We start from the raw sequence: 25,211 nt of genomic DNA, 5'->3' as shown, positions 1-25,211 counted from the left end.
TTGGTCGCGACCGGCGGGAGGACGGGCGATGCGGGGATCCCTCGGGGAGAAGATCAACCAGGGCGGCACGGCGGACATCCACGCCTGGGCGCCAGGTCAGGTCGTAAAACTGTTCAAGGAAGGTTTCCCGGCGCAGCTCGGCCAGCAAGAGGCGCGGATGACCCGGGCGGTCTTCGCCGCCGGCGCGCCGGCGCCGGAGGTGTTCGGCGAGGTGACGCTCGATGGACGCTTCGGCATCGTGCTCGGCCGCCTCGACGGACCGACACTGCTGCAACTCACGCGCAGCGGCGGCGTGACGTTCGCCCAGGCGGGCGCGATACTGGCGTCCCTCAGCCTGTCCGTTCACAGGATGTCGCCGCCGCCGGGGGCCTTCTATCTGCGCGGCTGGATGGACACCGCCTTCAGGCTCTCGGGCGACATCGTGCCGAAGCACGTCGCCTCCGGCATCCTCGCGCTGATTGACCGGCTGCAGCAGCCGGGGGACGGGCTGTGCCATGGCGATCTCCATCCTGAAAACGTGATCATGACGGCGGATGGTCCGCGGCTGATCGACTGGACCTTTTCGATCCGCGCGCCTGCGGCCTTCGATCATGGGCACTTTCACATCAACCTGACCGAACTCGCCCTCGACGTCACCGACAATCCGCAGCGGCCGCTTGCGGTCCATGCGGCCGCGCAATCCGAATACGCGCGGCTGTCCGGCATGCCGGTAACGGCGCTGAAGCAAGCGATGGAAACCTGGCTGCCGATCGCGATCGTCCGCTACTTCCTGCTTATGGGCGGGCCGACAAGCGAGCGATGGCAGCGGATGATGCAGAGCGCCGAAGCGGCCCTGCGCCTGCAGGACTGAATCCTTCATCGCGCGCGCGTGGCCGTCGACGCGGCTGCGCAGTGTCGGCTTCGGGTCAAAAACCGACCTTCCGGCGGGCATCGGGTAGTCCGCCAAGGGCCAGAACCGGAAGTCGAAATTGGTTCGAACGATCTTCCAGCTTGGTATTGGCAACGGGCTATTGATGTGCCCGCACGATGTGAGGACCAGGTCCGAGCACGATATCTCGGTTCAGCGCACCGTAGAACCGCTGCGCTATTTCAGGAAGCCCCAAATCTTCAATCACATTAAAGCCCATGCCTCGCAACAGCTGCAGCAACTCGATGGGGTCGAAAAAGCTGAGCCAGGGCTCACCCCGCGACGCCGCCCTTTCGGCCGTTGCCGTGACGCTGACGCGCCGCTCAGCGGGATAGTTCTGGAATGGTTCGGCATAGTCGAAAACGACGGCGGCTTGCGGCACCTCGGAGATAAATCTCAATGTGGAGTAGACTGCATCCTTTGTCAGATAAGGCACCACGCCAAGCCATTGGAAAAACGCCGGCTCATTCAGTTTGAACCCCGCTCTTATCAACCCTTCTGCAAGGCTTTCCCGTTCAAAATCTACCGGCGCGAAAACAAGCGACGGCGGTTCGGCGAGACCTGCGGCTCTTATCCGCTCACGTTTCCATATTTGTGTCGGTGGGTAGTCGACCTCGAATGTGCGAACGCCGAGATCAGCATAAGGGTTTCTCAGCGAGAAGGTGTCGAGGCCCGCACCCAGCACGACGACCTGGCGCCCGCCGCGCGCGATGCAACCCGCCATCGTGTCCTCGGAAAATCGGCTGCGCGCTGCGATGAATAAACGCCACGGCCGTAGCGAGTCGTTAGCGGCCAGTTCATCTAAGGCGGCGGCTGTATCTTGGTCTAAGATCCTCGACGCAAACGGATCTTTGAAGATCACTCCGCCTTCTAGATCTTGGTGAATGGCGCGATAGGCGGCCGCTCCTCGGGCGGTCTGACTAAGTTGTCCATCCCGCATGATGATCTATCCCTTGGGTGTAGGGCTCATCCCATCGTTCCGGCTCAAACTAGCATACTCGAAGGAGCTATCGATGTCCGCAATGGGTCAAAAGCACCGCTTTGGACGTGTGCCAGTCACTTCCGGTCTGCCTCGACAAACGGTCGTTTTCGGCGGCGGTCACATGTCTCAAACGTGCCAACATGCGACATTCCGGGCCACTGGGTATCGGCTCGTCCGCAATTCCGATAAAATGCGGGCGCTTGCTGAGTTCCTCGCATGGTCCCGCCCGCAAGAGGAGAAGTCTGTCATGTCGAGACTAGCAATCGCGTTTGTTGTGGCACTGGCCGCGACCGGAGCCAACGCGCAAGATAAGTCTGGCCAATCGGATACTCCGGCTGTTGCCCGCGCGAATGGAGCACGGCCGTTCCTATTTGATGGACGAATGCCAGGTGATGGCGTCCGGCGGGGAGCGGTCAGCGACGATCATCACCCCAACGCTGGCGCCATCGTCGTGCCACCGAAAGCAAGCCAGCCTGGGCGCGAACGATGAGTCCGCGCACCCGCTTATTGAATTATTCGTCGGCTCCGTGTCCGCTGTGGCCACTGCGGGTTCCTAACGACGACCGCTAGGACTTCCGTATTGGGTCAGACTCAGAAGTAAGGCGACGCAATCGCGACTTCCGCTCTCCTCCCAACAACTGACATTCCTGTGTGCGGTTGTGACGTCCGCTAAGTGCCGATTTTGTTGCGAAAGTCTTTTTGGGGTGGCGAACGAAAATTCTTAGAGCCGCTGATGCGCTTTATGCGCGGCAACGTGAGGGACCATATTGTTTCATCCAAAATCGATCACGAACCTCCGCAGTGGCGTTGAAAAGCGACGCAGCTGCGGAGAAGTCCAAAGATCAACTTTCGCGAGATTTTCCGGGTCGCTCGATTTTCGACTTTTGCAACAATATCTGCCAACAGCGGACTCATGCACCGCAGCAAACAACGGCACTATTCGATCACTTCATCGGCCCGAGTGAGAAGACAGTTGAACAGCACACAATCACTTAGAACGATGAGTGCTTGCGCACGATCCCCTATCATCGTCGCGAACGCTTGTTCAAGTGCGTCCAGTCCGCGTGCTTCGGCCGGGACAGCATCAACCCCAGCGGCCCGGTGGCGTCTCGCGTCGACTTCAGACGCTCCAGATTGGGCTCAAAGTCCGGCGCTGCGCGACGATTGGGGGTAAAACCGCGCAGATCAGCCAAGGCAGACATAGGTGTTTGGCCGCGCGGACGGCAAGGGGCTAGGTCAGCATCCCTCACTTGATCTTCCTTGAGCCGCGCCCAGCTTTAAGAAAGGTTAGGTTTGATCGATAGGTTCTCGCACCGGCTAGCACCAACAAGAGACATAAGAGACCCATAGCGGCCACTGTCTAAGGCTAGAGCAAAGTCGAGCGCATCAACCCCAACTGTAAACGAAAGGACCGCCGGACCGGCGGTCTTTTTGTTTGGGTGAGCCGGGGCGATCAAGGTCCTCGTGATATGCTTAAAGCCAAAGCAAGGAGGGCTGGCATCATGCCCACCGGATTATTTAAAACACCAGATCAGTCGGTTCAGGTTGACTACGACGGCATTTCCATCCCGATACCTAGGTCGACATACGAGAAGAACGGCTACAAGCCCGATTTCGACAAACTGCCCCTCGAAGACGAATATAAGGCGGCCCAGGAGAAGTTGCGTAATGCCCCGAGGCCCTAAAGGCAATTCGCCCCCTCGGGCTGACTGCTATCTGCAGGATCACCCCTGAAAAACAATTATCGAAGGTGCTGCGCTTTGGCGATGTGTTGACCAATTTCGTTCGCCTGATTGGCTTCGCCGGCATCAGTCAACAAATGCTGAAGCTGGGTAGCACCAGTTAAATCCAAGCCGACCAGCGGATTTCCCGTTGATCGAAACCACAGTCGCGGCACACCCAATTCATCTTTGCGGGCTTCGATTTCGCATTCGGTTGGTGGTATTCCGAACATGCTGAAGAACTCTGATTTCATCTCGACCTCCAATGCCCTATCAAATGATGTGGGAACGAAAATGCGACTTTAAAGGCAAGAAACCGAAAGCGGCCCCGACCGGGGATAGGGGAATTACCGAGGCCGCCGGGCCCGCCGCTACGGAGTTCCGATTTCTAACCGTCCTTCGACTTGGCAACCTCTCTCGCCAGTCGTTCAGCCTTCAGCCGTTCTAGGTTTTTGTGCATAGCTTTTTGCTCCTGCTCGTAATCGTTCAGGGGCCTATCTGATGGACGGAACTTGCTTGCTTCATTTTCGCGTTTGCTCATGACGTGACCCTTTTGATAGATGGATCCACACGACTGAATACCGCGCATCGTACTGGCTCAGACTAACATACTTGAAGGGGCCGATGTCAGTTCTGGCGGCGAACTAATGTCTCAGTTGGGTCAAAAGGCGACCTTCGGGCGCGGCTGATTTAGGTCTGTTCAACCCCCAACAGCGGACATCGGAAGACTGCCGCAGCACGTCCGAAAAGTGCCAACACCGGAAGTCGCTCGCGACCATCTTTTTCCGTAGCCATGGTCATTTCCCGGGCTGAATATGCACATTGTACTCGGCATTGCCGGCGCAGGGATTGCCAGTGCATTCTTGAGCGCCTCGGTATCAACTTGGATGGATGGGTCCGCTACCTGATTTCCGGCTTCATTGGCGGGTCTCACTAATTTGGATTGTTCGTGCCGTACGGCCAACTTGAGGCTTCAGAATACTTTTGGACCACCAGGGCCAGCGGCCTGCACACGAGCAGACTGTCAGTCTCAAAGATCGCGAATACGCTGGCCCATGGAGGGCCGTGCAATAGTCGAGCTATCATTAACGGAACTGCCGAAGGGGGCAGATTATTTCGAATGTCGGCCCGTTAGCGGCGACAGCATTTTAAATTCGCACGATTGCCCGCGTCATTCCTGATCCGATTTCCTGCATCGTGATCGACGCCCTCTTGCGGGTCCTCCTTGTTTGCCCATCTCCGTATCCGGAAGGCGATCGCGTTGCAGGCCCAAAAACCGGGAGACACGTCGATGACATCACAGGCCGACGAGACCGCGCAGTCCACGCGCATGGCGAATATTCCGTACGATCAGCGGGCCAAGATCACCATCGAGCGCAAAGGCCAGACCGTGTTGATTGGCATCAACCGGCCCTACATCGACAACCGGCTGGACCCGGACGCGACAGAGAGCCTGGCGCGAGCCTACTACAATTACGACCGCGATCCCGCCCTCCGTGCCGCTGTTCTGTTCGGCTATGGCGATCGCTTCTCCAGAGGTATCGATGTCGATGCCTACAAGGCCTTCGCTCAGTCCGGAAAAAAGATGATGGATGGACCCGGCTTTATCGACCCTCTCGGGCGCACCAAGCCGGCGCTCACGAAGCCCCTGGTTGTCGCGGTGCATGGCGACACCTGGAATATGGCGCACGAGCTTTTTCTTGTCGCCGACATACGCGTGGCGTCGGAAGACACGGAGTTCGGTCAGGACGAGAACACGCACGGCCGTTTTCCCGGCGGCGGTTCAACGGTACGTTTCCCCAGAGAGGCCGGATGGGGCAATGCGATGCGCTTCATTCTAACAGGCGATCATTGGGGAGCGAAGGAAGCTCTCCGGATGGGAATGGTTCAGGAAGTGGCCCCGGACCGGGATGCGGCTCTCGCGAAGGCTGTCGAGATCGCCAGCAAGATCGCCGCATGCGGCCCTCTCGGCATCAAGACGTCGCTGGCCTCCTCGCATATGGCGCTCGACGGCTCCGAAACGGCGCTGGGCAAGCTCGACGACCAATATCGTGCGCTGTACGCGACCCGGGATTTCCGGGAAGGCCGCGATGCCGAGGCAGAAAAGCGTCCGCCCGTTTACGAGGGACGTTAGCGGCAAGCTCTCGACGATGGCTTATTTGCTCAGGACGTCCGGATTCTTGGGCGCTGCAAAGGCGCGGGTGCCGTGATCCCGGGGTTGAGACTATCGCAGGCACGGACTGGCGCTCCGGTCAGCACGCCCTCGCATTGTTCGCGCGGACCGAAGCAGAGGTTCAGCCGTTCATCATCCCGACGCAGAACCAAACCTCAGTGATTTCCGCAATGGGGCCAATGCCGGACATCATCAGGACGATGCCAGAGTCATGCAGCTTGTCGGCGGCCATAGCCTGATGCACTTTTTCGCTATGCGTTGATTGCGGCGCTTCAAACCCGATTCAATGTCCCGGCCATAGCGCCAATAAACGATCCGGTGAAAAAAGAAGCACTAAGCATCATTAGACTGGCCGTCACGGAGAGAACAAGCTTGTCTTGAACAAAATGAAAGACCATCCACCCCAGCAGCATGCAGATTAGCCCGCAGCCTGCCGGCCAAAACGCACGCCGCCGAACCGCGAGCCGCTGGGCCGGGCCAAGCAGATCAGAGTTCCGTGATAGATTCCAGGATCGGCGAAACGACACCTCGTAACCCAAGGCTACCACGAACAGACAGGCAGTGAGGATGTAACCAGACATTACCCTTGGTACCGACCGTTACCATCTTGAAGGACACAGGCCAGAAAATAGCGTGGATTGATTGCCTCAACCTTAAGGAGATAGCGAACAAAAAGCTGTATCGGAGCACTATTCCGAACTCGTCAGCGAAGTCCGCTCTGGGTCATCAGCGGATGTCGATGCGCCTTTGAACGATGTCCGCGTTCACATCGACAGCGAACATTTTCCCGCTGCTCGGCCCGGCCACTTGGTGCCATCAACCGCGACGCAGGTGCAGACTTTGAACAAACTATCAACGACGAGTTCCATTCACCTGCCGATGCTTCGCAAGCGGCGCCATCAGCGCCTGCATTGTGAATGCATCCAGGGTCCACCGCAGCCAGCAAATATCGCCGAGCGGCGTTTCGGTCGTTACGACCCGACGCGAATGCGTTGCTCAATGTTCGCCGCCGGTCCCCCCGCGCGGGCGCTGCGAGTGCCTGATGGAGTTGTTTGTGAGCCCGCCATGCTTTTCCACGGGCCAATAGTTTCGACGATAATATTTATTCCGGCCACCGCGCTGTCGATTTGGCGCTGCACGCTTTCGACCTCGGTCTTCAGGAATTCTTGCATCTTTTGAAGTTCAAAAGCCAACTTGTGAAGTTCGTCTATCGAATTTGTGGTCAACCGGGCGACGGACGAGTTGAATCGTTCGGCGCTGATCTCCAGCGGGCCAGAGGGACCCGATTTCTCCTTGCTGGGTTGTGTCGCCACAGCCTGCTCGGACGAAGGGATTTTATCGTCAAGTGGGGCAGACGTTGGGGTGTCCATCGGTTCCTCCCTTGGTGCCCAGCCCGCTGCAATAGGCGTCGGTGAGTCGTTAGGCGATTTGGTGGCGCGGCGGTGGCGATCCAGGGCAGGCTCCGAGGTTCCCGATTACCCCGATTTAACTTTGACTGTTGCCACTATTCATTTTGGGTTGGACCGGCAGGAAAATCGGGCGATCGCTGGCGATCGGTATCCCTAATTCACGAGCCGCACGACGCCGGCATCGCTTGCATCATAGCCGCCGAGTTCGACCGCGCGGTCACGCAATACCTGCTGGCGCATAAAGTCGAACAGCGCCTGCGGCCCCTTCATGAAATAGTCGCGCTGCCGCATCACGAGGTCGAAGCGCTCCCAGGAGAGCGGCAGGAAATCGAGCCCGGCCGACCGCGCGACCGACCGCGTCGCGATCCCGCAATCGATGCGGCCGGCGCGGATCGCCTGGGCGATGTCGGGGCCGGTCGGAAAGGCGGGCTTTGCCAGTTTCAAATCGTCGAGCGCGATGCCGGCGCGCGCCAGTAGCGCGAGCAGCAGCAATTGCGCGCCGGCCCCGGCCGGGCGTTGTGCCATGCGGGCGCGCGATGCCGCGATCGAGGCCATGTCGCTCAGGCTGAGCGGATTGTTGGGCGCGACCAGAATGCCTTGCTCGCGCCGCGCAAATGTAATGACGACGGCATCGTGCAATCCCGCCGCGTTGGCAACGGTTTCGAGATTGGCGGTTTCATCATCGCCGTCCAATCGATGCAGATGGATGGCCGCGACCATCACCTCGCCTCGGGTCAGCCGCCGAAGGCCTTCCTCACTGCCTTCGGGCAGGCTGGCGAGGCCGGAATTGCTTTCGCGCAACGCCCACTCCAGCAGCGGATCGTGACTACCGCCGACGATCGGCGGCGCCGGCACCTGCGCCAGGCCGGCGGGCGCGATCAGTCCGGCGGAAACCCAGCGGTCGAGCGCAGCGCGCGAAAACAGCCAGCGTCCGGTCACCTTGCTGCAGGGGACGGCGCGGTCCGCTACCAGCTCGTAAAGCTTGCGTTCCGAAAGCCGCAGATAGTCGGCAGCCTCGTCCGTCGTAAGGAGTTCACGCATAGGCATTAATATGCACCTGGATGCAGCATTTCCGCAAATTGACCATGCTAGTACCGTCTGCGCAAGATATCTGGCGAACGGAATTTCCCATGCCAACCGATGCAACAGCCCTCCAATTGGTCCTCAGCGGCGATCCCGCGCTGTTCGCCATCGTGCGGCTGTCGCTCTATGTGAGCCTGTCCGCGGTGGTTCTGGCCGCGCTGATCGGGATCCCGCTGGGTGCCTTCATCGCGCTGACGAAATTCCCGGGCCGCCAAGGCGTCATCGTCCTGCTCAACGCCCTGATGGGCCTGCCGCCGGTCGTCGTCGGCCTCGCGGTCTATCTGATGCTGTCGCGCTCCGGGCCGCTCGGCGCGTTCGGCCTGCTGTTCACGCCGGGCGCCATGATCGTCGCGCAGACCGTGCTGGTCGCGCCGATCATCGCCGCGCTCGCGCGGCAGACCATCGAGGATCTCTGGATCGAATACCGCGACGAACTCACCGCGATGAATCTCGGGCCCGTCAGCCGCGTCACGGCGCTGATCTGGGATGCGCGCTTCAGCCTGGTCACCGCGCTGCTCGCCGGCTTTGGCCGCGCGGCGGCGGAGGTCGGCGCCATCATCATTGTCGGTGGCAATATTGAAGGCTTTACCCGCACGATGACGACGGCGATTGCGCTGGAGACTTCCAAGGGTGACCTGCCGCTCGCGGTCGGCCTCGGCCTCGTGCTGATCGCGATCGTGATCGCCGTCAACGCGCTGGCCTGGACCGCCCGCCGCGCCGGCGAACGACTGGCGGGATGACCATGCGCGCGCCGTCGAGCGAACTGCCGATTGAATTCGATGGCGTCACGGTGACGGCAGGCCCCGTCACGATCCTCGACGATATCGCGCTCAGCCTGCTGCCGGGCGCGCCCACGGTGCTGATCGGCCCCAACGGCTCGGGCAAATCCACGCTGCTGCGCGTGGCGATGGGGCTGCTGGCGCCTTCGCGCGGGCGGATCACCTGGGGCGGTCTCGAAAATGTCCCGCCGCTCAAACGCGCGATCGTGTTTCAGCGCCCGGCGATGCTCCGCCGCAGCGCCGCCGCCAATATCCGCTTTGCGCTGCGCGCCGCCGGCATTGCGCGCGCGGAACACGCGCGCCGCATCGATGATCTGCTCGAACTGGTCGGTCTCGGCCATCTCGCCGACCGTCCCGCGCGAAAATTGTCCGGTGGCGAGCAGCAGCGGCTGGCGCTGGCGCGGGCGCTGGCGCGCGATCCGGCCGTCCTGTTCCTGGACGAGCCGACCGCCAGCCTCGATCCCACCGCCACCAAGGCGGTGGAAGACATCATCCGCACTGTGAGCGAACGCAATATCAAGGTCGTGATGGCGACCCATGATCTCGGCGAGGCGCGCCGGCTCGCCGGCGACGTCGTCATGCTTCACCGCGGCCGCATCGTGGAGACCGCCGCTGCCGCGTCGTTCTTCGACAGGCCGCAAACCGCCGAGGCCAGGACATTCCTCGCGGGCGAATTACTGGTTTGATTGAAAGGGACAACCAATGAAGATGCTATCCCGCCGTATGCTGATTGCGATCGCTGCCAGTGCGGTATTCGCAGGCCACGCCTCCGCGCAAGACAAATCGATCGTGGTGGCCTCGACCACCTCGACGCAGGATTCCGGCCTGTTCGGCCACATCCTGCCGATGTTCAAGGCCAAGACCGGCATCGACGTGAAGGTGGTAGCGCAAGGCACCGGACAGGCGCTCGATACCGCACGCCGGGGCGATGCCGACGTCGTGTTCGTCCACGCCAAGCCTGCGGAAGAAAAATTCCTGTCCGAAGGCTTTGGCGTCAAGCGCTACCCGGTGATGTACAACGACTTCGTCCTGATCGGCCCGAAGGCCGATCCGGCCGGCATCAAGGGCTCAAAGGACATCGTTGCAGCGCTCGGCGCCATCAAGGCCAAGGGCGCCGACTTCATTTCGCGCGGCGACAAGTCCGGTACGCATCAGGCTGAGCTCAACCTCTGGAAGGTTGCCGGCGTCGACATCGGCAAGGACAAGGGCGCCTGGTACAAGGAGATCGGGCAGGGCATGGGCGCGGCGCTCAACACCGCCTCGGCTTCGAATGCCTATGTGCTCGCCGATCGCGGCACCTGGCTGTCGTTCAAGAACCGCGGCGACCTCGTCATTGCCGTCGAAGGCGACAAGCGGCTGTTCAACCAGTATGGCGTCATGCTGGTGAACCCGGAAAAACATCCGAGCGTGAAGAAGGATCTCGGCCAGCAACTCATTGATTGGCTGGTGTCGTCGGAGGGCCAGAAGGCCATCGCCGACTACAAGATCAACGGCGAGCAGCTGTTCTATCCCAACGCCAACGATTCCGGCGCGTGATGGCCACACGGATTTCCGTAACGCTGGCGGTTCTCGCGATCATGACGGCGCCCGCGATGGCAGAGGAAACCGTCCTGCTCCACGCCGCCGGCAGCCTGCGCGCCGCGCTGACCGAAGTGGCAAAAGCGTTCGAAGCCGCAAGTTTCGGCAAGGTGCAGGCGAAGTTCGGCGCATCCGGCCTGTTGAAGGATGAGATCGTCGCCGGTGCGAAGGCGGAGGTGTTTGCCTCCGCTAACATGGAGCACCCGCAGGCGCTGGCCGCAGAGAAGCGCAGCGGCCCTGTGGTGCTGTTCGCGCGCAACCGGCTATGCGCGCTGGCGCGGCCCGGCCTCGAGCTCACGCCGGCCTCGTTGCTGGACCGTATGCTCGACCCGCAACTGAAGCTCGGCACCTCGACGCCGAAGGCCGATCCGTCGGGCGATTACGCCTGGGAAGTGTTTCAGAAAGCCGAGAAGCTCAAGCCGGGCGCCTCAGCCGCGCTTGAGAAGAAAACGCTGCAGCTCACCGGCGGGCCCACGAGCCCGCCCGCCCCGCAGGGCCGCTCGATCTATGGCGAGCTCCTCGCGCAAGGCGCCGCCGATATCTTCCTGACCTATTGCACCAATGCGCTCGCCGCGCAGCGGGAGAATCCGGTGCAACGGATCGTGCCGCTGCCTGACACGCTTGCCGTCGGCGCCGATTACGGTCTGACCGTGATGAACGGCGCTTCGGCGCCGGCGTACAGATTCGCAATGTTCATTCTCTCGGCGGAAGGCCAGCGCACGCTCGCAAAAAGCGGTTTTGCCGCGCCGGGTCTGCCGCAATAGGAGTTTTGCGATGCTTCGTCTGAGCCTCCTCGTCGCAGCCTTGATCACCTCGCTCGGGCCGGCGGGCGCCGACGACGGCTGCGAAAAATTTGCATGGTCGCTCGCGCGCGACCGCGCGGCATTTGGCGCGCCGGACAAGACGACGGTTGCAGCAGGCGAGACGCTGCCGGCGCTGCCGGCGGGCGCGCTGGTCATCCGCCTGCAGCCGGCGGCGCAGGCCGCCTTCGAAATGCCGCCGGAGCGCAAGCCGCGAACCGAGCAGTGGCACGGCGGCATGGTGCGACTGCCCGCGCTGGGAAAGCCCGGCATCTACCAGATCACGCTGTCCGACGAGGCCTGGATCGACGTGATCCAGAACGGCCGCTACGCCCGCTCGGTCGGCAGCACCGGCCGCGGCGATTGTCCGGGCGTACGCAAAAGCGTGCGCCTCGATCTCGATGCAAGCCCGGTTGTGCTGCAAGTGAGTGGCGTGGCGGGGGATACGATCACGGTTACGATCGGTTCAGTGCAATAGGCAGGATGGGATTGGGGCCGTGGCGGCGAGCCATCTCGTGCCCCGGACGCACACAGTCCGAGGCCGTTCTACTTTGCATGGGGTTGTTTTCGATATTTTGTTTTTGCCGGCCTACGGCGAACGCCGTTCATGTTCGTGAACGTTCGTTTAGGCGCAGGCGGCGCTTAATGTCGCACTCCGGAACGTGACGCCAGTCCAGCGATTAGCGTCTACACGTAAACTGGAGTTCGATAATGAAGAAGCTAGCAATCATCCTGGCGGTCGGTGCAGCGGCGCTGATGGGTAGTTCCGTCGCCAACGCCGCTGACACTTCGGCGAAGGCGAGATCTTCGACTGATGCGACGCAATCGCGGACTGCCACGCAATCCTCGACCGACATCAGTTCGCGCCACCGCCATGGTCATTGGCGCGGCCATCATCACCACCATCGCCACTGGGGCCACCGTCATTACCGGCCGTACCACAACAGCTATGGCTACTACGCGCCGCGTTCGCACGGCTATTACGGCGGTCCCCGTTACTACGGCGGCGGCCCCGGCGTTACCTTCAGCTTCGGCAGCGGCGGCTATCGCGGCTGGTAACAGAGGTTGAACGAAAGCGAGAAGCCCGCAGCGATGCGGGCTTTTTGTTTACTCTGGCAATGGAGGCGCGCCATTGATCGATGGCGCCAGTAGCAGGATCGGTGTACGCATGACGCTCGCGCCGACAGCGTGGCGCCGATCCCTCCATTGAAAGAAGCCCAAAATGAGCGAGCGACTTGAAACGCTGAACAAGGCCCGTGCGCGCATGCTCGAGGACAGGGACATGCATGCGAAGGTGCTGGCCGCGCCCTTTGACCGCGACAAGGCCGAACGGGCCCGCAACAAGTTCATCGAGATTCAGATCCTGATCGACGCTTTGGACCGCGCGATTGGCGGCGAGAGGATCGTCGCCCCAACAGGCTGAGCTGGGCGTAGGGCGCCACGCCACCGCATGTCCGCAAACGATGCTCGCGAAGGCGCCACGTGTAAATCAGGTGCACTACCACCGTCATTCCCATCACTGGCTGACACCGCGTCACCTTGTCTCGGTTGGCCCTGGTATGACCGGATGGCCCGGATCCTGCTTTGACAGGTTTGCGCTGACCTGATCCATTTCCTTGATCAAGCGCGACGAGGCATTCAGCACCAGTTGAGGAGCAGGCCCCATGGAAGAACGGGAACTTCGAAACCTGATTGCAGACGTCAAGACCGGCCACCTGTCGCGGCGGGCCTTTGTCCAGCGAATGATCGCGATAGGCCTTTCGGCGCCGATCGCCGGGATGATGCTGAGCCAGTCCGGGGTCGCGATGGCTGCGACCGCGTTTCCCTACAAGCCGACCAAGGCCGGCGGCGGCGGCGTCTTGAAACTGATGTATTGGCAGGCCGTGACCCTGCTCAATCCGCATTTCGCCGTCGGCACCAAGGACCAGGAAGGCTCCCGGATCTTTTACGAGCCGCTGGCGGGATGGGACAATGACGGCAATCTGGTGCCGGTCCTCGCGGCCGAAATTCCGAGCAAGGAGAATGACGGGCTGGCTGAGGACGGCCGTTCGGTGATCTGGAAGCTGAAACGCGGCGTCAAATGGCATGACGGCATGCCGTTCACGGCAAACGATGTCGTCTTCAACTGGGAATATGCCAGAACTCCGGAAACCGCGGCGGTCTCGATCGGCAGCTACAAGGACATCACGGTCGAGAAGATCGACGACTTCACCGTCCGCCTCGCTTTTGCCAAGCCGACGCCATTCTGGGCCGATGCCTTTGTCAGCGCCTACGGCATGATCATTCCAAAGCACCTGTTCAAGGATTACGTCGGCGCCAAATCGCGCGAGGCGCCGAACAATCTGAAGCCGGTCGGCACCGGGCCCTATATGTTCGTGGATTTCAAGCCGGGCGACATGCTTCGCGCCAAAATCAATCCCAACTACCATATCGCCAACCGGCCGCATTTCGACGAGGTGGAGGTCAAGGGCGGCGGCGACGCGGTGTCGGCGGCGCGCGCGGTGCTGCAAAGCGGCGAATATGATTATGCCTGGAACATGCAGGTCGAAGACGAGATCCTGCTGAAGATGGAGGCCCTCGGAAAGGGAAGGATCAACATCACGCCGTCGGGCAATGTCGAATTCATGTCGCTCAATTCGACCGATCCCACCGTCGAGGTCGACGGCGAGCGCGCCAGCATCAAGACCAAACATCCGCTGTTCAGCGATCCGGCCGTACGCCAGGCCATCAATCTGCTGATCGATCGCACCTCGATCGAGAAATTCATCTATGGCCGCACGGCGCTGGCCACCGCGAACTTCCTCAACAATCCGCCGCGCTTCCGCTCGAAGAACACCAAATTCGAATTCAACATCGACAAGGCCAACCAGATCCTCGAGGCTGCGGGGTGGAAAAAGGGCGGCGACGGCATTCGTGCCAAGGACGGCAAGCCGCTGAAGTTCATATTCCAGACCTCGATCAATGCGCCCCGGCAGAAGACGCAAGCCATCGTCAAGCAGGCGTGCCAGAAGGCGGGCATCGACGTCGAACTGAAGTCGGTGGTGGGATCGGTGTTCTTCTCCTCCGACACCGCCAATCCCGACACCTACCCGCATTTCTATTGCGACGCGCAGATGTACAACACCACCATGCCACAGGCCGATCCACAGTTCTTCATGAACCAGTATGTGTCGTCGCAGGTGGCGAACAAGGACAACAAGTGGCAGGGGCGCAATGTCTCGCGCTGGCAAAGCAAGGAATACGACGAGATCTACAAGCAGGTCGAACAGGAGCTCGACGCAGTGAAGCGCGCGGCGCTGTTCATCAAGCTCAACGACCTCGTGGTGTCGGACAATTACATCCAGCCCATCATCTCCCGCACCCGGGTCGCAGCCCTCGGCGGCAAGCTGACCGCGCACATCTCGGGCTGGGACAACGATCTGTGGCAGCTCGGGAGCTGGTATCGGGAGGGGTGAGGGACGGGAAAGGCAACCGCATTCGAGTATTGAGAATTGCCCCTGCAGTATCCGATCAGATCCCGGCCGGGTTTATCGAAGGATCTCACGCTGCAACGATTGTAGACTTTTCCGGCCCGGAGATGGCTTGAGACTGGCTCTTCGCAGCGTCGATACACAGCTTGACCGCCTCTCCGAGGGTCGCGGCGACCAGGTCGGCCTTGGCGCCTTCCCGCAACGATTCCAACGCATCCGGCCCGATTTCCTTGACCCAGCAGCCCAGGATAATCGTCGCCTTGGGCAACTTCCGCCTTAGGCGCCGAACGGAGTATCGCATGTGCGCCGGTCCGCTCCCATCGAGATAGACCAGGCAGACGATCGCAACGCCGGTGGTGTCAAGACGAAAGACGTTCGCCGTCGAGAGTGCTTCTGCCCCTTCGGCGCGCGCGGCTAGACCGTGCGCCGTCGAGAGTTGAGCCATCATGATCGCAGCCGCCTCGTCGATCAGATTACGTCCGGCCACGCAGAGGATGGGGTGTTCACCCTGCCATTCCGGCGGCAGCGCTTCTTTATCGAGAACGGGCAAATGTTCATTCGCTGCATTTTCAGCAACGCTTTCTACCGCAGAGAATGCTTCTACATCGGTAGTTGAATTGCCTTTCGCTGGCGGTCGGTCATCCTGATCGGAAACGTCGCTTACAAATTCGCTGACGGCATCTCGAATCTTTGTGAGACGTTCCTGATCAAGTGCACCGCGTTCAGCATCGGCTTGCGCCAACTGCAAGCCCTTTAAAGCAACCTCGTCATAGTACGAAGCCAGAGAACGTTCTTTCAGAAATTCTTCGGCCTTCTCGGCTGCTTCCGTCGGATCACCAGCCAGCATTCGCTGGTAGAAGATTTCCGGAGGAGAAAGAGCGGGCCGGTCTCCAAACATGACGTCAAGGAATTCCAAACGCTCGACATGACGCCCGAGTACCACAAGGCAAACCGTCAGTGGTGTGGCAAGTACGAGCCCAATAGGCCCCCATAGCGCAGTCCAGAACGTCGCCGACGCAACTACAGCAACCGGCGAAAGCCCTGTACTGCGACCGTAGACCATCGGCTCGATGACGTGGCCCACGACTGGCTCCACAACAAGAAACACCGCGAGCGTCCACAGCAGCATCGACCAGCCAGGATCGATGGCCACGGCCAAGGCAAGGGGGAACGCGGCCGCGATGACCGCGCCTATGTAGGGAACGAAGCGGAGAGCTGCCGCCAGGATGCCCCAAAGGATCGCACTTGGAATCCCTATAAGCCACAGGCCTATCCCAATGACCGCGCCAAACGCGCCGTTCACAATGAGCTGCGTCAGGAACAGCCGGCTAAGGCGTCCCGCCGCGTCGTCGAGCGCCGCTGTGGTGCGTTGCAGATCGTATGAGCCTGCCAGTCGAATGAGGCGGTTACGGAGATCTTCGCGTTGAAGCAGAATGAAGATGACGAAAATAATGATGATGCCGGTGGTCGCGAGAGGGTGAATCAGCGGGGAGATCAAGGTCCGCAGGCTTTCCAGCGCGCCAGGATCGGGTTGGCGTACTTCCACCGGAACCGGCGTCGGCGGTCCCGAAGCGTTGGGACCAACGATCGAGTTTGGCGTGCGCGGAGAAGCGACGTCTTTTGGCTTATCCAGTTCTTTGCTGAGGTCCTTCAGCATGTCGGACGCGCGCTCCAGCGTGCCCCTGCCGGCTTTTGTGTCCCGAAAGGACTGGATCTTTTCACTTATCGTCGATTGGTAACGGGGGAGGTCTCCGGCGAGTTGCGTCAATTGCGTGGCGAGAAGACTTCCCATCGCGAAGATCATCGAAAAGGCAAGTATGACCACGCTCACGACGGCTAATCCGCGGGGAATACGAACGCGCTGCAATATTTCGACCAGCGGTGCCAGCACGAAGCTGAGAAGAATAGCCAATGCGATAGGCACGAAGATATCCCGACCGAAATAGAGCATCGAGATAATGATGACAGCCAGAATCGCAGTCGCAACTGCGCTAAGGAGCGCCATAAGTTCGTCGGTGGAGCGTGCTTTGAATGGCTGCCTTAATAGAGGCATCATCTGCTTTCCGTGAGCCGGGTCGTCCCAGACTTTCCAATGCCAATAAGGATGCTGGGCGACTTGAATAAAAAAAGCCGCTCGGGCATGACTCCGCGCGGCTTCACAAACGGCTGCCGATTTTCGGTTCCACCGCTGCACACCAACAGACGAGCGGCGCAAAGGTTTCTTGATGAGGCAAAGAAAGCGCGTCGAGATCAGCAAGGCCGTCAACGAGTGGCGAAGGCTGGTTCTGCATTGCCTGGCGTCGCTGAAACTGTGCCCGACAGCCACGGCTGCTTCGTCCGAATAGGTCGGGGTTGATTTGCCGGCCGAAGCTGCGAAGCATCGTAGATGGTGCCCCTGGCCGGAATCGAACCAGCACTCCTTGCGGAACTCGATTTTGAGTCGAGCGCGTCTACCAGTTCCGCCACAGGGGCCTTCGGTCGCGGGCCTGAAGGGCCGGTGCGGCGAAGCGGGCGGAATATAGCGGGCAGCGCTTCCGGGTCAACCCGCGCGGATGTGATTGTGGCGTGTCTCGACAGTGCCGTGGCGGCGGGATAGGACGCTATGGCCTGTTTGAGCATGAATTGTGCTCCGGAGAATGCCCGTGACATCGACCGCCGCCCATTCCCCGCCGTCGCGCCTTGCCGCCGATCCGGCGGCCGTTGCGGCGCTGGCGATTGCGGCCGTGGCCGCCGCGACGCTGGCGGGGGCCTGGTTTTTTCAGCTGGTGCTGGATATCCGGCCCTGTCCGCTCTGCCTCGAACAGCGCTACGCCTATTATCTGGCCGTGCCGCTCGCGCTGGTGGTGGCATTTGCCGCCGCGCGCGGGGCGCCGCGGCAGGTCGTGCTGGCCGGCTTTGCGGTGCTGCTGCTCGCAGCCCTCGCCAATGCCTGGCTCGGCGGTTATCACGCCGGCGTCGAATGGAAGTTCTGGGAGGGTCCGACCGATTGCTCCGGGCCGGTGGTCGATCTCGGCAGCGCCGGCACGCTGTTGCAGCGGCTCGACAGCGTCAAGGTGATCCGCTGCGACGAGGTGCAGTGGCGCTTCCTCGGCCTCTCGCTCGCCGGCTACAACGTGCTGATCTCGCTGTTGATGGCGGTGATGGCCGTGTGGGGCATCGTGGCGGCGAAGCGGGCGTAGCTTCGTAGGGTGGGCAAAGGAGCGTTAGCGACGTGCCCACCATCTATCACCGATCGCTGCTGAAGGGTGGGCACGCTGCGCTTTGCCCACCCTGCGAACCCGCAATGATGGAAGTCTAATCGTCCACGTCTTCCTGCGGCCGGCCGAACAAATGCACGATCCCCGGCGTCGTGATCGAGACGAACACGAAGCGTGACAGATGATGGGCGCCGACGAAAATCGGATCGATATGCAGCGTGAGCGCCAGCGCCAGCATGGCGTCCATCGCGCCCGGCGCGAACGCCACCACGACGTCGGCAAAGCGCACATGGGTGGTCAGCACGATCACCGCGACAAAGATGGCGGAAATGATGATGGCAACGGCGAACGAGCCCAGCGACGCATTGATGTGGCTGAGCAGCGTCGACTTCTTCACCCGCGCGAACCGCGTGCCGATCAGGGCGCCGATGCCGACCAGCGCCACGCCGCGCATCCACGGCGGCAGGCCGCCCTCGATCATTCCGGTGCCATGCAGCACGCTGGAAGCGATCATCGCGCCGAACATCCAGCCCGCCGGAAAACTCACCAGCCGCAGCGCCAGCGCGACGGCGACCGACGCTGCGATCAGCCCGGCCAGTCCGGCCGGCGAGGCGATCGCCGTCGTGAAGGTCGGCGACGCTGAGGGCGCTATTCCGGTCAACGCCAGCAGCAGCGGCAGTGCGGCCGTGAGAATGATCACGCGGACGGTCTGCACCACGGCAATGCCCGCGACGTCTGCGCCCTTCTCGGCGGCAAGGACGACAATTTGCGACAGCGCGCCGGGGCTGCCGGCGAGCAGTGCCGAGGTCTGATCCCAGCCGTGGAAGCGCTGCAGATAGAAACTGGAGCCGAACGTCGAGAAGAAAGTGGCGAGCGCCAGCAGCCCGATGGTCAACGGATAGGCACTGACATGCTGGATCAGTTGCCGCGACACCAGCGAGCCCAGCGTGATGCCGAGCAGCACCAGCACGCTCTGCGTCAGGATCGGCGGCATGGCGACCGGGCGCCCGGCCAGCGCGGCGATGCCGACGGTGACCATCGCGCCGGAAATCAGCCCGCCCGGCAGGTTAAGCCACAGAAACAGCAGGCCACCGGCGGCGCCGATGACGAGCGTCTCGAGCGTGCCCAGAATTTTGGCGCGGTCGGCAATAGCGGAGGACATCGAGGCGGGGATCAGGCTCACGCCGCCTTATGGCAAATCCGCATGCGCTGCACAAATGCGCCACGCGATTGCAGCAATGCGGGGTGACGCCGGCGCTTTCCCGCCGGCGTCATAAAATTCGGAAGGTCCCGATAGGACCCTCGCGCAGGAGGGTTAAGTGCTTACTTCGCCTTGTCGGCGGCGGTCTTCCTGCACTCGGAGCGGAATTTCTTGCGTTCCTTGCCGTGAAGTCCCTTGGCGTCGGCTTCCTTCGAACATTCGAGCGAGGCGGCGGTGCGTGGTTTCTCGGCCTTCTTTTCCGCCGGCGCCTTGGTTTCGGTCTTGGTCGCCTCGGTCTTGGCCGGAGCCGTGGTCTGTGCCGACGCGGCGCCCATCAGCAGAAGGGAAGCCACGGCGGTCGCGGTGGCAAGGGCGGAGATCTTGGTCATGGGGCACCTCGGATTGAAAACAAGGGCGCAACCGTCGCGCTGCGATGCTGAACCGCAGGTGAATGAAGCTGAACGGGCCGCCACAATATTTTGATGGGACGACCGCCCCGCGCGTTGTCGCAAGCTGTAGTTGCGCTAGGATGGCAGGTGCAGACGACTGCCCCAAGGAGACCAGGGATGACTATTCAAGCAAAAATACTGGGCGCGATTGCGATGTCGGGTTTGGCTGCGTTTGCCATGACATCGCAGGCCAACGCCCTGACGCCGCAGGAATGCAGCGCCAAATACCAGGCTGCGAAAACCGCCGGCACGCTCGGTACCCAGAAATGGAACGACTTCCGGAAAGCCCAGTGCGGCGCCGACGCTGCCGCCGCTCCGGCGGCTGCACCCGCTGCCGCTCCCGCCGCTGCGGCTCCGGCCGCCGCGCCAAAGGAAGCCGCCAAGAAAGAATCCAAGAAGGAGGCCAAGGAAACTGCGAAGGAAGCCGCGGCGCCGGCTGCTCCGTCAGGCCCCGCGGTCTATCCGAGCGCCGTCGATCCCAAATATTCCAAGGAGAAAGACGGCAGCGCGCGCATGCACACTTGCGTGGACCAGTACAATGCCAACAAGGCCACCAACGCCAATGGCGGGCTGAAGTGGATCCAGAAGGGCGGCGGCTATTACAGCGAATGCACCAAGAAGCTGAAGGGCGCGGCGTGACACTGAATTGGGCGCGGCCAGACGTTTCGGCCGCGCCTAAAGGTGGCGGAGCAAGGTTTCGGCTGATTTCGCCACCAGTTGCGCGCGCTTGCGCGGGCTCTGTTCGAGAAACATGAGGCCCTGGCCGAATATGAAGCAGTAGAACAGGAACGCCTGTGCGTCGGCTTCCTCCGCCGGCAGGCCGGTTGCGCGAAACAGATTCGCGACATTCTTCAACCGCGCCGCATCGACATGGGTTGCCGCGCCGGCAGCAAGCTCATCGGATCGGGCCCATTGCCGGATAGCCAGTTCGACCGCCATGCCTTCGGTATTCACGCGCGCGGCATACTGCGGAATCAGCGCCTTCAACCGCTCGCGCGCGGTGGTGCCGTCGAGGCTGGTGTGCTTTTCGATCGTGGCGATCCGGTTCGCGCTCCAGTGCTGCAGCATGGCCTCGAGCAGGGCCGCGCGGTCGCGGAAGCGACGGTAGAAGCCGCCCTTGGTGACGCCGAGGTTCTTGGCCAAAACCTCCACCCGCACCCCCTCGACGCCGGTGCGGGCGATTTCCTCGAGCCCGGCCTCGATCCAGCTCTCCTCGCCGGTCCGCGCGTCTGCCTTGGCGTCGCTTTTGGGATCGCTCATGGTCCGGCCTCACCGAGTATTGATACGGTACCGTATTGCTAACCCAAATGCGGCCTGATACGCTACCGTATCAGAACGAGGCGGGAGCGAACAATGGAGACGGACGCGACCTATCGCGGCACGGTCTATCCCTGGCAATGCGACCATGTCGGACACATGAACATCATGTGGTATGTCGGTAAGTTCGACGAGGCGAACTGGAATCTGTTCGCAAGGCTCGGCCTGACGCCGTCCTATTTGCGCGAATCCGGCCGGGGCATGGCCGCCGTGCAGCAGACCGTCACCTACAAGCGCGAGCTGCTGGCCGGGGACATCGTCGAGGTCCGGAGCCGGCTCCTGGAAATCCGCGACAAGTCGATCCGCTTCCTGCACGAGATGCGTAACGGCGAAACCGGTGAGATCGCCGCGACCTGCGAATTCGTCGGCGTGCACCTGGACCGGCAGGCGCGAAAATCTGTGCCGTTCGCGCCCGCGATCCGTGACGCGGCTGAAAAGCATCTCGAACCGGCGATGGCGTGAGCGATGCCGCGCTTCGAGCCAAAGAACCCGGATTACCGCGTAATCGCGATTCGCACGTTCGAGCAGCAGCGGGCGATGAAGACGCTCGGCATTTCGATCGCGCGGCTGGAGCCGGGCGAGGTCGATCTCACGATGGATTACTCGCCTGATCTCACCCAGCAGCACGGCTTTGTCCATGCCGGGATCATCACCGCAGGTCTCGACAGTGCATGCGGCATCGCCGCGTTCACGCTGATGCCGGCGGCAACCGGAATTCTGACCGTGGAATTCAAGACCAACCTGCTGGCACCCGCGCGCGGCGAGCGTTTTGCGTTCCGCGCCACGGTGATAAAACCCGGCCGCACGCTGACGGTGTGCGAGGCCCGCGCCTACGCAACGCATGAGGGGGGCGAGACCCTGATCGCGACCATGAGCGGCACGCTGATGGCCCTGGCGGCCCGCGAGGGTGTCGCGAAGGACAGCACGCACGCACCGGCCTGACCCTGCTGCAGTGCATACTTATGCTGTCGGCATAGCAGGACGTGAAAAATCCTTCTATGGTCCCGCCGTGCAACTGAGTCTTCCAACTTGATCATATCGGCCGCGCAAGGCGTGCTGGGGCTGGCGTCGGGGGCGCTGGTCGGGTTTTCGCTCGGCCTGGTCGGCGGCGGCGGCTCGATCCTGGCGGTGCCGCTGATGGTCTATGTGGTCGGCGTGGCGGAGCCGCATGTCGCGATCGGCACCAGCGCGATCGCGGTGGCTGCGAACGCCGCCATCAACCTGTCCAACCATGCGCGCGGCGGCACCGTGATCTGGTCCTGCGCGCTGATCTTCGCTGCCGCCGGCATCGCTGGTGCCTTCGGCGGCTCGATCCTCGGCAAGATGGTCGACGGCCAAAAACTGCTGGCGCTGTTTGCGCTGGTGATGATCGTGATCGCGCTATTGATGCTGAAGACGCGTTCGCGGATCGGCCTGCCTGACGTCAAGGTCTCGATGTCGAACATGCCGGCGATCGCCGGCCTTGGCCTCGCCACCGGGACGATTTCGGGATTCTTCGGCATCGGCGGCGGCTTCCTGATCGTGCCGGCCTTGATGCTGGCGACCGGCATGCCGATCATGAACGCGGTCTCCTCTTCGCTGGTCGCGGTGACCGCGTTCGGCCTGACCACCGCCGCCAGCTATGCCTGGTCCGGGCTGGTGTCGTGGGCATTGGCGGGACTGTTCGTGGCGGGCGGTATCGCCGGCGGATTGGCCGGAACCCGTTCGGCGCGGCACCTGGCCGAGCGCCGCGGTGCGCTCAATATCGTGTTCGCCGTGGTCATTATTGCGGTGGCGCTCTATATGCTGGCGCGTAACATATCCCTGTCTCCGTCGTAGACAGGGGATGCAGCCCTTCGCGAGACCCAGATGAAGCGATCGAATAATTCCGCCGGGACCAACCCGGGACGCACACGGCGCGAAGCGCTTGGCTTGCTGGGCGGCGGTGTCGCGCTGCTCGGCGCTGCGTCGCGATCGGCATTCGCACAAGGCAGCGACGACGTGCTGACTGAAGCGCTGGTGCTGCGCGACCCTGAGGTGCCGTCCACCGGCAATCCCGACGGCGACATCAACATCGTCGAATGGTTTGACTACAATTGCCCGTATTGCCGCAAGATCGCGCCGGAGATTCAGCAGGTGGTGCAGGACGACGGCAAGGTTCGCCTGGTGCTGAAGGACTGGCCGATCCTGGGCGAGGTTTCGAAATTCGGGGCACGGATGGCGCTGGCGGCGCAGTATCAGGGCAAGTACATGGCCGCGCATGAGGCGATGATCGGCGTCAGTTCGAAACTGACCGAACCGCGCGTCCGCGAATTACTGGCCGGCGCCGGCATCGATATGGATCGCCTCACCCGCGACGCTACCACCAACGCCAAGGCGATCGACGGCATCCTCGCCCGCAACCACGATCAGGCGATGGCGTTCGGATTCAAGGGAACGCCGTCCTTCATCGTCGGCAAGTTCCGCGTGCCGGGAATCCTGACCATGGCGGAATTCGAGATGGTGATCGCCGACGCGCGAAAGGCGAAGAAAACCAACTAGAGCGTTTTCGAGCGAAGTGGATACCGGGTCGCGTCAAGAAAACGCGTCAAAATAGCAAGCTAAAGCCCCGGTTCTGATTCAATCAGAACCGGGGCTCTAGAATCAGAAAAACGCCGTCGTGAATCACGACGGCGAGAATCCTTAAGCTGCTACCGCCGAAATTACTTCGACGAAATCTTGACCCAGTCGTCATGCGCGCGGGTCTTCAGCTTGGCCCAGTCGGCGGCTGCCACGTCCCAGTTGACGATGGTGCGATTGGCCTGCGCGACCTGGCCGTTTGCGACGCTCGACGTCTGCATGGAATCGTAGACATAGACGCCGCAAACCAGCAGCAGCGCACCCAAAATCATTCCGACAAACGTCTGCATGGCAGTCAATCCCTCCGTTGCGGCTGATAACGCCGTGCCCGGAGGATGGTTCCCGGGCCGCGAGCATGATCCGGAAAAGTGGAAGCCGGTTTTCCGAAAAGATCATGCTCAAACATAGAGTCGGGATCATGATGCGATTTTGTCAAATCGCATCATGATCTATCGGCTGTCAGCCATTGCAGGATTTCCCCGTTCATTTCGCGCGGATAGGTGTGGCTGAGATCGTCGAGCTCGCGATAGGTGACCTTGGCACCCGCGGCCGACAGCGCCTGGCTGGTCTGCCGCGCCACCTGCACCGGAAACATCCAGTCGAGCCGGCCGTGCACGATATGAACGGGCAGGCCGCGCAGCCGGTCGGCATCGGCCATTTCCGCCATCAGCGGATGAAACGTCGCCGACACCGGTGCGAGGTGCGTGAAAGGCGAAGCGCCGTCAAAACCCGTCACGTAGCAGAACGTGCCGCCGTCGCTCATTCCGGTCAGCAGCATCCGCTCTGCATCGACATTCCAGCGCGCCCGCACCGATTCCAGGATGCGCATCAGGTTCGGCGTGTCGGTGTCGTCGCCCATCAATGCCCAGGTGTTACCGGTGGCGGTCGGTGCGACCAGGATCGCGCCGCGGCTGCGGGCGTCGCGCAGCCAGTTCCAGAGGAAGCCGCGGCCATTACCGCTGCCGCCGTGCAGCGCCATCACCAGCGGAAGAGCGCGGTCGGGCATGTAATATTCCGGTACGTAGAGCGAGAAGCCGCCGCGGCTGCCGGGCTCGTTATGATTGTGGAAGATGCCGGTGTTTTCGTTGGCCGGCGCCGCCAGCCGCGCCGCGAGATCGGTGTCGCCGTGCAGCGCAGGATCGATAAAAAACTGGTTCACCGGCGGCAGTCTTGCCGACAGCGCATAGAGCGCTTCCTGCGCGCGCGGGACGTAACGCAGCGCACGAAACAGGCTGACGAAATCGCCATGGCCGTTTTGTACGACGCGCAAGGCTTCGAACGCCGCGAGTGCCGCATCGCTTGCCGCTCCGAGCGGCGTCCTGATGTGAGCGAAATCCGCCGGCCATTGCTCCAGCCGCGGCCGAACCGCGCGCAAGGCTGCGTCCGGCTCGCCTGCCGCTGCCATCACGCGGTCGAAATCCGGCGGATTCAGGTAGCGCGCGATGAAGCTGAGCGCTTCGAGCGACTGCAGCAGCGGCGGCAGCACCGCCACGATGTCGTCCACCACAGCCTCACTCATCGGGCGTACTCTGCTTTCAATGGAGGGC

27 protein-coding genes and 1 tRNA gene are annotated in these 25,211 nt (G+C 61.9%); 16 read left to right on the top strand and 12 right to left on the bottom strand.

Features of this window, described 5'->3' with window-relative positions; translation table 11 throughout:
• Positions 1 to 28: 28 nt before the first annotated feature.
• Positions 29 to 850 carry a phosphotransferase gene (locus ACPPVP_RS39715; protein ID WP_426529011.1) on the top strand — a complete coding sequence of 274 codons (822 nt, stop codon included), beginning with the start codon at positions 29 to 31 and terminating at the stop codon, positions 848 to 850.
• A gap of 157 nt (positions 851 to 1,007) precedes the next feature.
• On the opposite strand, the gene ACPPVP_RS39710 is transcribed toward ACPPVP_RS39715, so the two are convergent.
• From ACPPVP_RS39710 to ACPPVP_RS39700, 3 genes are all read right to left on the bottom strand, one after another.
• Positions 1,008 to 1,847, bottom strand: a complete 840-nt coding sequence (locus ACPPVP_RS39710) for a class I SAM-dependent methyltransferase (RefSeq protein WP_426529009.1) — start codon at positions 1,845 to 1,847, stop codon at positions 1,008 to 1,010.
• A 1,783-nt stretch (positions 1,848 to 3,630) separates the two neighbouring features.
• Positions 3,631 to 3,864 (bottom strand): hypothetical protein, encoded by a 234-nt coding sequence (locus tag ACPPVP_RS39705; RefSeq protein WP_108522855.1) that lies wholly within the window; start codon positions 3,862 to 3,864, stop codon positions 3,631 to 3,633.
• A 134-nt stretch (positions 3,865 to 3,998) separates the two neighbouring features.
• Complete coding sequence (locus ACPPVP_RS39700) at positions 3,999 to 4,151, bottom strand: hypothetical protein (RefSeq protein ID WP_426529007.1); 153 nt, start codon at positions 4,149 to 4,151, stop codon at positions 3,999 to 4,001.
• Positions 4,152 to 4,871: 720 nt separating this feature from the next.
• Here ACPPVP_RS39700 and ACPPVP_RS39695 point away from each other — a divergent pair.
• Entirely contained in the window at positions 4,872 to 5,744 is an 873-nt protein-coding gene (locus ACPPVP_RS39695; protein ID WP_426529005.1) for an enoyl-CoA hydratase-related protein, read from the top strand.
• Positions 5,745 to 6,754: 1,010 nt separating this feature from the next.
• On the opposite strand, the gene ACPPVP_RS39690 is transcribed toward ACPPVP_RS39695, so the two are convergent.
• Together ACPPVP_RS39690 and ACPPVP_RS39685 are read right to left on the bottom strand one after the other, a co-directional pair.
• Positions 6,755 to 7,153: a hypothetical protein gene (locus tag ACPPVP_RS39690; RefSeq protein ID WP_426529003.1), complete on the bottom strand. Its 399-nt coding sequence runs from the start codon at positions 7,151 to 7,153 to the stop codon at positions 6,755 to 6,757.
• 192 nt (positions 7,154 to 7,345) lie between these two features.
• Complete coding sequence (locus tag ACPPVP_RS39685) at positions 7,346 to 8,239, bottom strand: substrate-binding domain-containing protein (RefSeq protein WP_426529001.1); 894 nt, start codon at positions 8,237 to 8,239, stop codon at positions 7,346 to 7,348.
• An 83-nt stretch (positions 8,240 to 8,322) separates the two neighbouring features.
• On the opposite strand from ACPPVP_RS39685, the gene ACPPVP_RS39680 reads away from it, so the two are divergent.
• The 8 genes from ACPPVP_RS39680 (at position 8,323) to ACPPVP_RS39645 (ending at position 14,887) form a co-directional block, all read left to right on the top strand.
• A complete protein-coding gene (locus ACPPVP_RS39680; protein WP_426528999.1) occupies positions 8,323 to 9,015 on the top strand; it encodes an ABC transporter permease in 693 nt (230 codons plus the stop codon).
• 2 nt (positions 9,016 to 9,017) lie between these two features.
• Positions 9,018 to 9,740, top strand: a complete 723-nt coding sequence (locus ACPPVP_RS39675; protein ID WP_426538309.1) for an energy-coupling factor ABC transporter ATP-binding protein — start codon at positions 9,018 to 9,020, stop codon at positions 9,738 to 9,740.
• Positions 9,741 to 9,762: 22 nt separating this feature from the next.
• Positions 9,763 to 10,590 carry a substrate-binding domain-containing protein gene (locus tag ACPPVP_RS39670; protein WP_426538307.1) on the top strand — a complete coding sequence of 276 codons (828 nt, stop codon included), beginning with the start codon at positions 9,763 to 9,765 and terminating at the stop codon, positions 10,588 to 10,590.
• Entirely contained in the window at positions 10,590 to 11,396 is an 807-nt protein-coding gene (locus ACPPVP_RS39665; protein ID WP_426528997.1) for a molybdate ABC transporter substrate-binding protein, read from the top strand. Before ACPPVP_RS39670 ends, ACPPVP_RS39665 begins: the two co-directional genes overlap by 1 nt.
• Before the next feature lie 10 nt (positions 11,397 to 11,406).
• Complete coding sequence (locus tag ACPPVP_RS39660) at positions 11,407 to 11,910, top strand: hypothetical protein (RefSeq protein ID WP_426528995.1); 504 nt, start codon at positions 11,407 to 11,409, stop codon at positions 11,908 to 11,910.
• 233 nt (positions 11,911 to 12,143) lie between these two features.
• Complete coding sequence (locus ACPPVP_RS39655) at positions 12,144 to 12,491, top strand: hypothetical protein (protein ID WP_426528993.1); 348 nt, start codon at positions 12,144 to 12,146, stop codon at positions 12,489 to 12,491.
• A gap of 163 nt (positions 12,492 to 12,654) precedes the next feature.
• On the top strand, positions 12,655 to 12,855 hold the full coding sequence (locus ACPPVP_RS39650) for a hypothetical protein (RefSeq protein ID WP_426528991.1): 201 nt from the start codon (positions 12,655 to 12,657) through the stop codon (positions 12,853 to 12,855).
• A 241-nt stretch (positions 12,856 to 13,096) separates the two neighbouring features.
• Positions 13,097 to 14,887, top strand: coding sequence for a peptide ABC transporter substrate-binding protein (locus tag ACPPVP_RS39645; protein WP_426528989.1), 1,791 nt, complete (start codon positions 13,097 to 13,099; stop codon positions 14,885 to 14,887).
• A gap of 85 nt (positions 14,888 to 14,972) precedes the next feature.
• Here ACPPVP_RS39645 and ACPPVP_RS39640 read toward each other — a convergent pair whose 3' ends face one another.
• Together ACPPVP_RS39640 and ACPPVP_RS39635 are read right to left on the bottom strand one after the other, a co-directional pair.
• On the bottom strand, positions 14,973 to 16,907 hold the full coding sequence (locus tag ACPPVP_RS39640; protein ID WP_426538305.1) for an AI-2E family transporter: 1,935 nt from the start codon (positions 16,905 to 16,907) through the stop codon (positions 14,973 to 14,975).
• A gap of 382 nt (positions 16,908 to 17,289) precedes the next feature.
• Positions 17,290 to 17,374 (bottom strand) — tRNA-Leu (locus ACPPVP_RS39635).
• A gap of 164 nt (positions 17,375 to 17,538) precedes the next feature.
• Between ACPPVP_RS39635 and ACPPVP_RS39630 the strand changes: the two genes are divergently transcribed.
• Complete coding sequence (locus ACPPVP_RS39630; protein WP_426528987.1) at positions 17,539 to 18,081, top strand: disulfide bond formation protein B; 543 nt, start codon at positions 17,539 to 17,541, stop codon at positions 18,079 to 18,081.
• Positions 18,082 to 18,196: 115 nt separating this feature from the next.
• On the opposite strand, the gene ACPPVP_RS39625 is transcribed toward ACPPVP_RS39630, so the two are convergent.
• Positions 18,197 to 19,282 (bottom strand): AbrB family transcriptional regulator, encoded by a 1,086-nt coding sequence (locus tag ACPPVP_RS39625; protein ID WP_426528985.1) that lies wholly within the window; start codon positions 19,280 to 19,282, stop codon positions 18,197 to 18,199.
• Positions 19,283 to 19,422: 140 nt separating this feature from the next.
• Positions 19,423 to 19,689 (bottom strand): PsiF family protein, encoded by a 267-nt coding sequence (locus tag ACPPVP_RS39620; RefSeq protein WP_426528983.1) that lies wholly within the window; start codon positions 19,687 to 19,689, stop codon positions 19,423 to 19,425.
• 177 nt (positions 19,690 to 19,866) lie between these two features.
• Between ACPPVP_RS39620 and ACPPVP_RS39615 the strand changes: the two genes are divergently transcribed.
• Positions 19,867 to 20,388 carry a hypothetical protein gene (locus tag ACPPVP_RS39615; protein ID WP_426528981.1) on the top strand — a complete coding sequence of 174 codons (522 nt, stop codon included), beginning with the start codon at positions 19,867 to 19,869 and terminating at the stop codon, positions 20,386 to 20,388.
• A 36-nt stretch (positions 20,389 to 20,424) separates the two neighbouring features.
• Here the strand turns inward: ACPPVP_RS39615 and ACPPVP_RS39610 are convergent, their stop codons facing one another.
• Positions 20,425 to 21,009, bottom strand: a complete 585-nt coding sequence (locus ACPPVP_RS39610; protein WP_426528979.1) for a TetR/AcrR family transcriptional regulator — start codon at positions 21,007 to 21,009, stop codon at positions 20,425 to 20,427.
• A gap of 93 nt (positions 21,010 to 21,102) precedes the next feature.
• On the opposite strand from ACPPVP_RS39610, the gene ACPPVP_RS39605 reads away from it, so the two are divergent.
• The 4 genes from ACPPVP_RS39605 to ACPPVP_RS39590 all read left to right on the top strand — a co-directional run bounded on the left by ACPPVP_RS39605 (position 21,103) and on the right by ACPPVP_RS39590 (position 23,586).
• The gene (locus ACPPVP_RS39605; RefSeq protein ID WP_426528977.1) at positions 21,103 to 21,528 is read left to right on the top strand and encodes an acyl-CoA thioesterase; all 426 of its coding nucleotides are present in this window, start codon (positions 21,103 to 21,105) and stop codon (positions 21,526 to 21,528) included.
• Between the two features lie 3 nt (positions 21,529 to 21,531).
• A complete protein-coding gene (locus tag ACPPVP_RS39600; protein WP_426528975.1) occupies positions 21,532 to 22,008 on the top strand; it encodes a PaaI family thioesterase in 477 nt (158 codons plus the stop codon).
• Between the two features lie 90 nt (positions 22,009 to 22,098).
• Positions 22,099 to 22,884 carry a sulfite exporter TauE/SafE family protein gene (locus ACPPVP_RS39595; RefSeq protein WP_426538303.1) on the top strand — a complete coding sequence of 262 codons (786 nt, stop codon included), beginning with the start codon at positions 22,099 to 22,101 and terminating at the stop codon, positions 22,882 to 22,884.
• 30 nt (positions 22,885 to 22,914) lie between these two features.
• Complete coding sequence (locus tag ACPPVP_RS39590; protein WP_426528973.1) at positions 22,915 to 23,586, top strand: DsbA family protein; 672 nt, start codon at positions 22,915 to 22,917, stop codon at positions 23,584 to 23,586.
• A gap of 161 nt (positions 23,587 to 23,747) precedes the next feature.
• Here the strand turns inward: ACPPVP_RS39590 and ACPPVP_RS39585 are convergent, their stop codons facing one another.
• Both ACPPVP_RS39585 and ACPPVP_RS39580 read right to left on the bottom strand, forming a co-directional pair.
• Positions 23,748 to 23,954: a hypothetical protein gene (locus tag ACPPVP_RS39585; protein WP_426528971.1), complete on the bottom strand. Its 207-nt coding sequence runs from the start codon at positions 23,952 to 23,954 to the stop codon at positions 23,748 to 23,750.
• A 152-nt stretch (positions 23,955 to 24,106) separates the two neighbouring features.
• Positions 24,107 to 25,183 carry a phospholipase gene (locus ACPPVP_RS39580; RefSeq protein ID WP_426528969.1) on the bottom strand — a complete coding sequence of 359 codons (1,077 nt, stop codon included), beginning with the start codon at positions 25,181 to 25,183 and terminating at the stop codon, positions 24,107 to 24,109.
• Positions 25,184 to 25,211 lie beyond the last annotated feature (28 nt).

The organism is Bradyrhizobium sp. McL0615 (genome assembly GCF_049993905.1).
GTDB lineage: Bacteria > Pseudomonadota > Alphaproteobacteria > Rhizobiales > Xanthobacteraceae > Bradyrhizobium.
This window is presented reverse-complemented; position numbering and strand designations above follow the sequence as displayed.

Coding starts and splice junctions, on each gene's coding strand:
- ACPPVP_RS39715 (WP_426529011.1), top strand. CDS start 29: ATGCGGGGATCCCTCGGGGAGAAGATCAACCAGGGCGGCACGGCGGAC.
- ACPPVP_RS39710 (WP_426529009.1), bottom strand. CDS start 1,847: ATGCGGGATGGACAACTTAGTCAGACCGCCCGAGGAGCGGCCGCCTAT.
- ACPPVP_RS39705 (WP_108522855.1), bottom strand. CDS start 3,864: ATGAAATCAGAGTTCTTCAGCATGTTCGGAATACCACCAACCGAATGC.
- ACPPVP_RS39700 (WP_426529007.1), bottom strand. CDS start 4,151: ATGAGCAAACGCGAAAATGAAGCAAGCAAGTTCCGTCCATCAGATAGG.
- ACPPVP_RS39690 (WP_426529003.1), bottom strand. CDS start 7,153: ATGGACACCCCAACGTCTGCCCCACTTGACGATAAAATCCCTTCGTCC.
- ACPPVP_RS39685 (WP_426529001.1), bottom strand. CDS start 8,239: ATGCCTATGCGTGAACTCCTTACGACGGACGAGGCTGCCGACTATCTG.
- ACPPVP_RS39680 (WP_426528999.1), top strand. CDS start 8,323: ATGCCAACCGATGCAACAGCCCTCCAATTGGTCCTCAGCGGCGATCCC.
- ACPPVP_RS39675 (WP_426538309.1), top strand. CDS start 9,018: ATGCGCGCGCCGTCGAGCGAACTGCCGATTGAATTCGATGGCGTCACG.
- ACPPVP_RS39670 (WP_426538307.1), top strand. CDS start 9,763: ATGCTATCCCGCCGTATGCTGATTGCGATCGCTGCCAGTGCGGTATTC.
- ACPPVP_RS39665 (WP_426528997.1), top strand. CDS start 10,590: ATGGCCACACGGATTTCCGTAACGCTGGCGGTTCTCGCGATCATGACG.
- ACPPVP_RS39660 (WP_426528995.1), top strand. CDS start 11,407: ATGCTTCGTCTGAGCCTCCTCGTCGCAGCCTTGATCACCTCGCTCGGG.
- ACPPVP_RS39655 (WP_426528993.1), top strand. CDS start 12,144: ATGAAGAAGCTAGCAATCATCCTGGCGGTCGGTGCAGCGGCGCTGATG.
- ACPPVP_RS39650 (WP_426528991.1), top strand. CDS start 12,655: ATGAGCGAGCGACTTGAAACGCTGAACAAGGCCCGTGCGCGCATGCTC.
- ACPPVP_RS39645 (WP_426528989.1), top strand. CDS start 13,097: ATGGAAGAACGGGAACTTCGAAACCTGATTGCAGACGTCAAGACCGGC.
- ACPPVP_RS39640 (WP_426538305.1), bottom strand. CDS start 16,907: ATGGCGCTCCTTAGCGCAGTTGCGACTGCGATTCTGGCTGTCATCATT.
- ACPPVP_RS39630 (WP_426528987.1), top strand. CDS start 17,539: ATGCCCGTGACATCGACCGCCGCCCATTCCCCGCCGTCGCGCCTTGCC.
- ACPPVP_RS39620 (WP_426528983.1), bottom strand. CDS start 19,689: ATGACCAAGATCTCCGCCCTTGCCACCGCGACCGCCGTGGCTTCCCTT.
- ACPPVP_RS39615 (WP_426528981.1), top strand. CDS start 19,867: ATGACTATTCAAGCAAAAATACTGGGCGCGATTGCGATGTCGGGTTTG.
- ACPPVP_RS39610 (WP_426528979.1), bottom strand. CDS start 21,009: ATGAGCGATCCCAAAAGCGACGCCAAGGCAGACGCGCGGACCGGCGAG.
- ACPPVP_RS39605 (WP_426528977.1), top strand. CDS start 21,103: ATGGAGACGGACGCGACCTATCGCGGCACGGTCTATCCCTGGCAATGC.
- ACPPVP_RS39600 (WP_426528975.1), top strand. CDS start 21,532: ATGCCGCGCTTCGAGCCAAAGAACCCGGATTACCGCGTAATCGCGATT.
- ACPPVP_RS39590 (WP_426528973.1), top strand. CDS start 22,915: ATGAAGCGATCGAATAATTCCGCCGGGACCAACCCGGGACGCACACGG.
- ACPPVP_RS39585 (WP_426528971.1), bottom strand. CDS start 23,954: ATGCAGACGTTTGTCGGAATGATTTTGGGTGCGCTGCTGCTGGTTTGC.
- ACPPVP_RS39580 (WP_426528969.1), bottom strand. CDS start 25,183: ATGAGTGAGGCTGTGGTGGACGACATCGTGGCGGTGCTGCCGCCGCTG.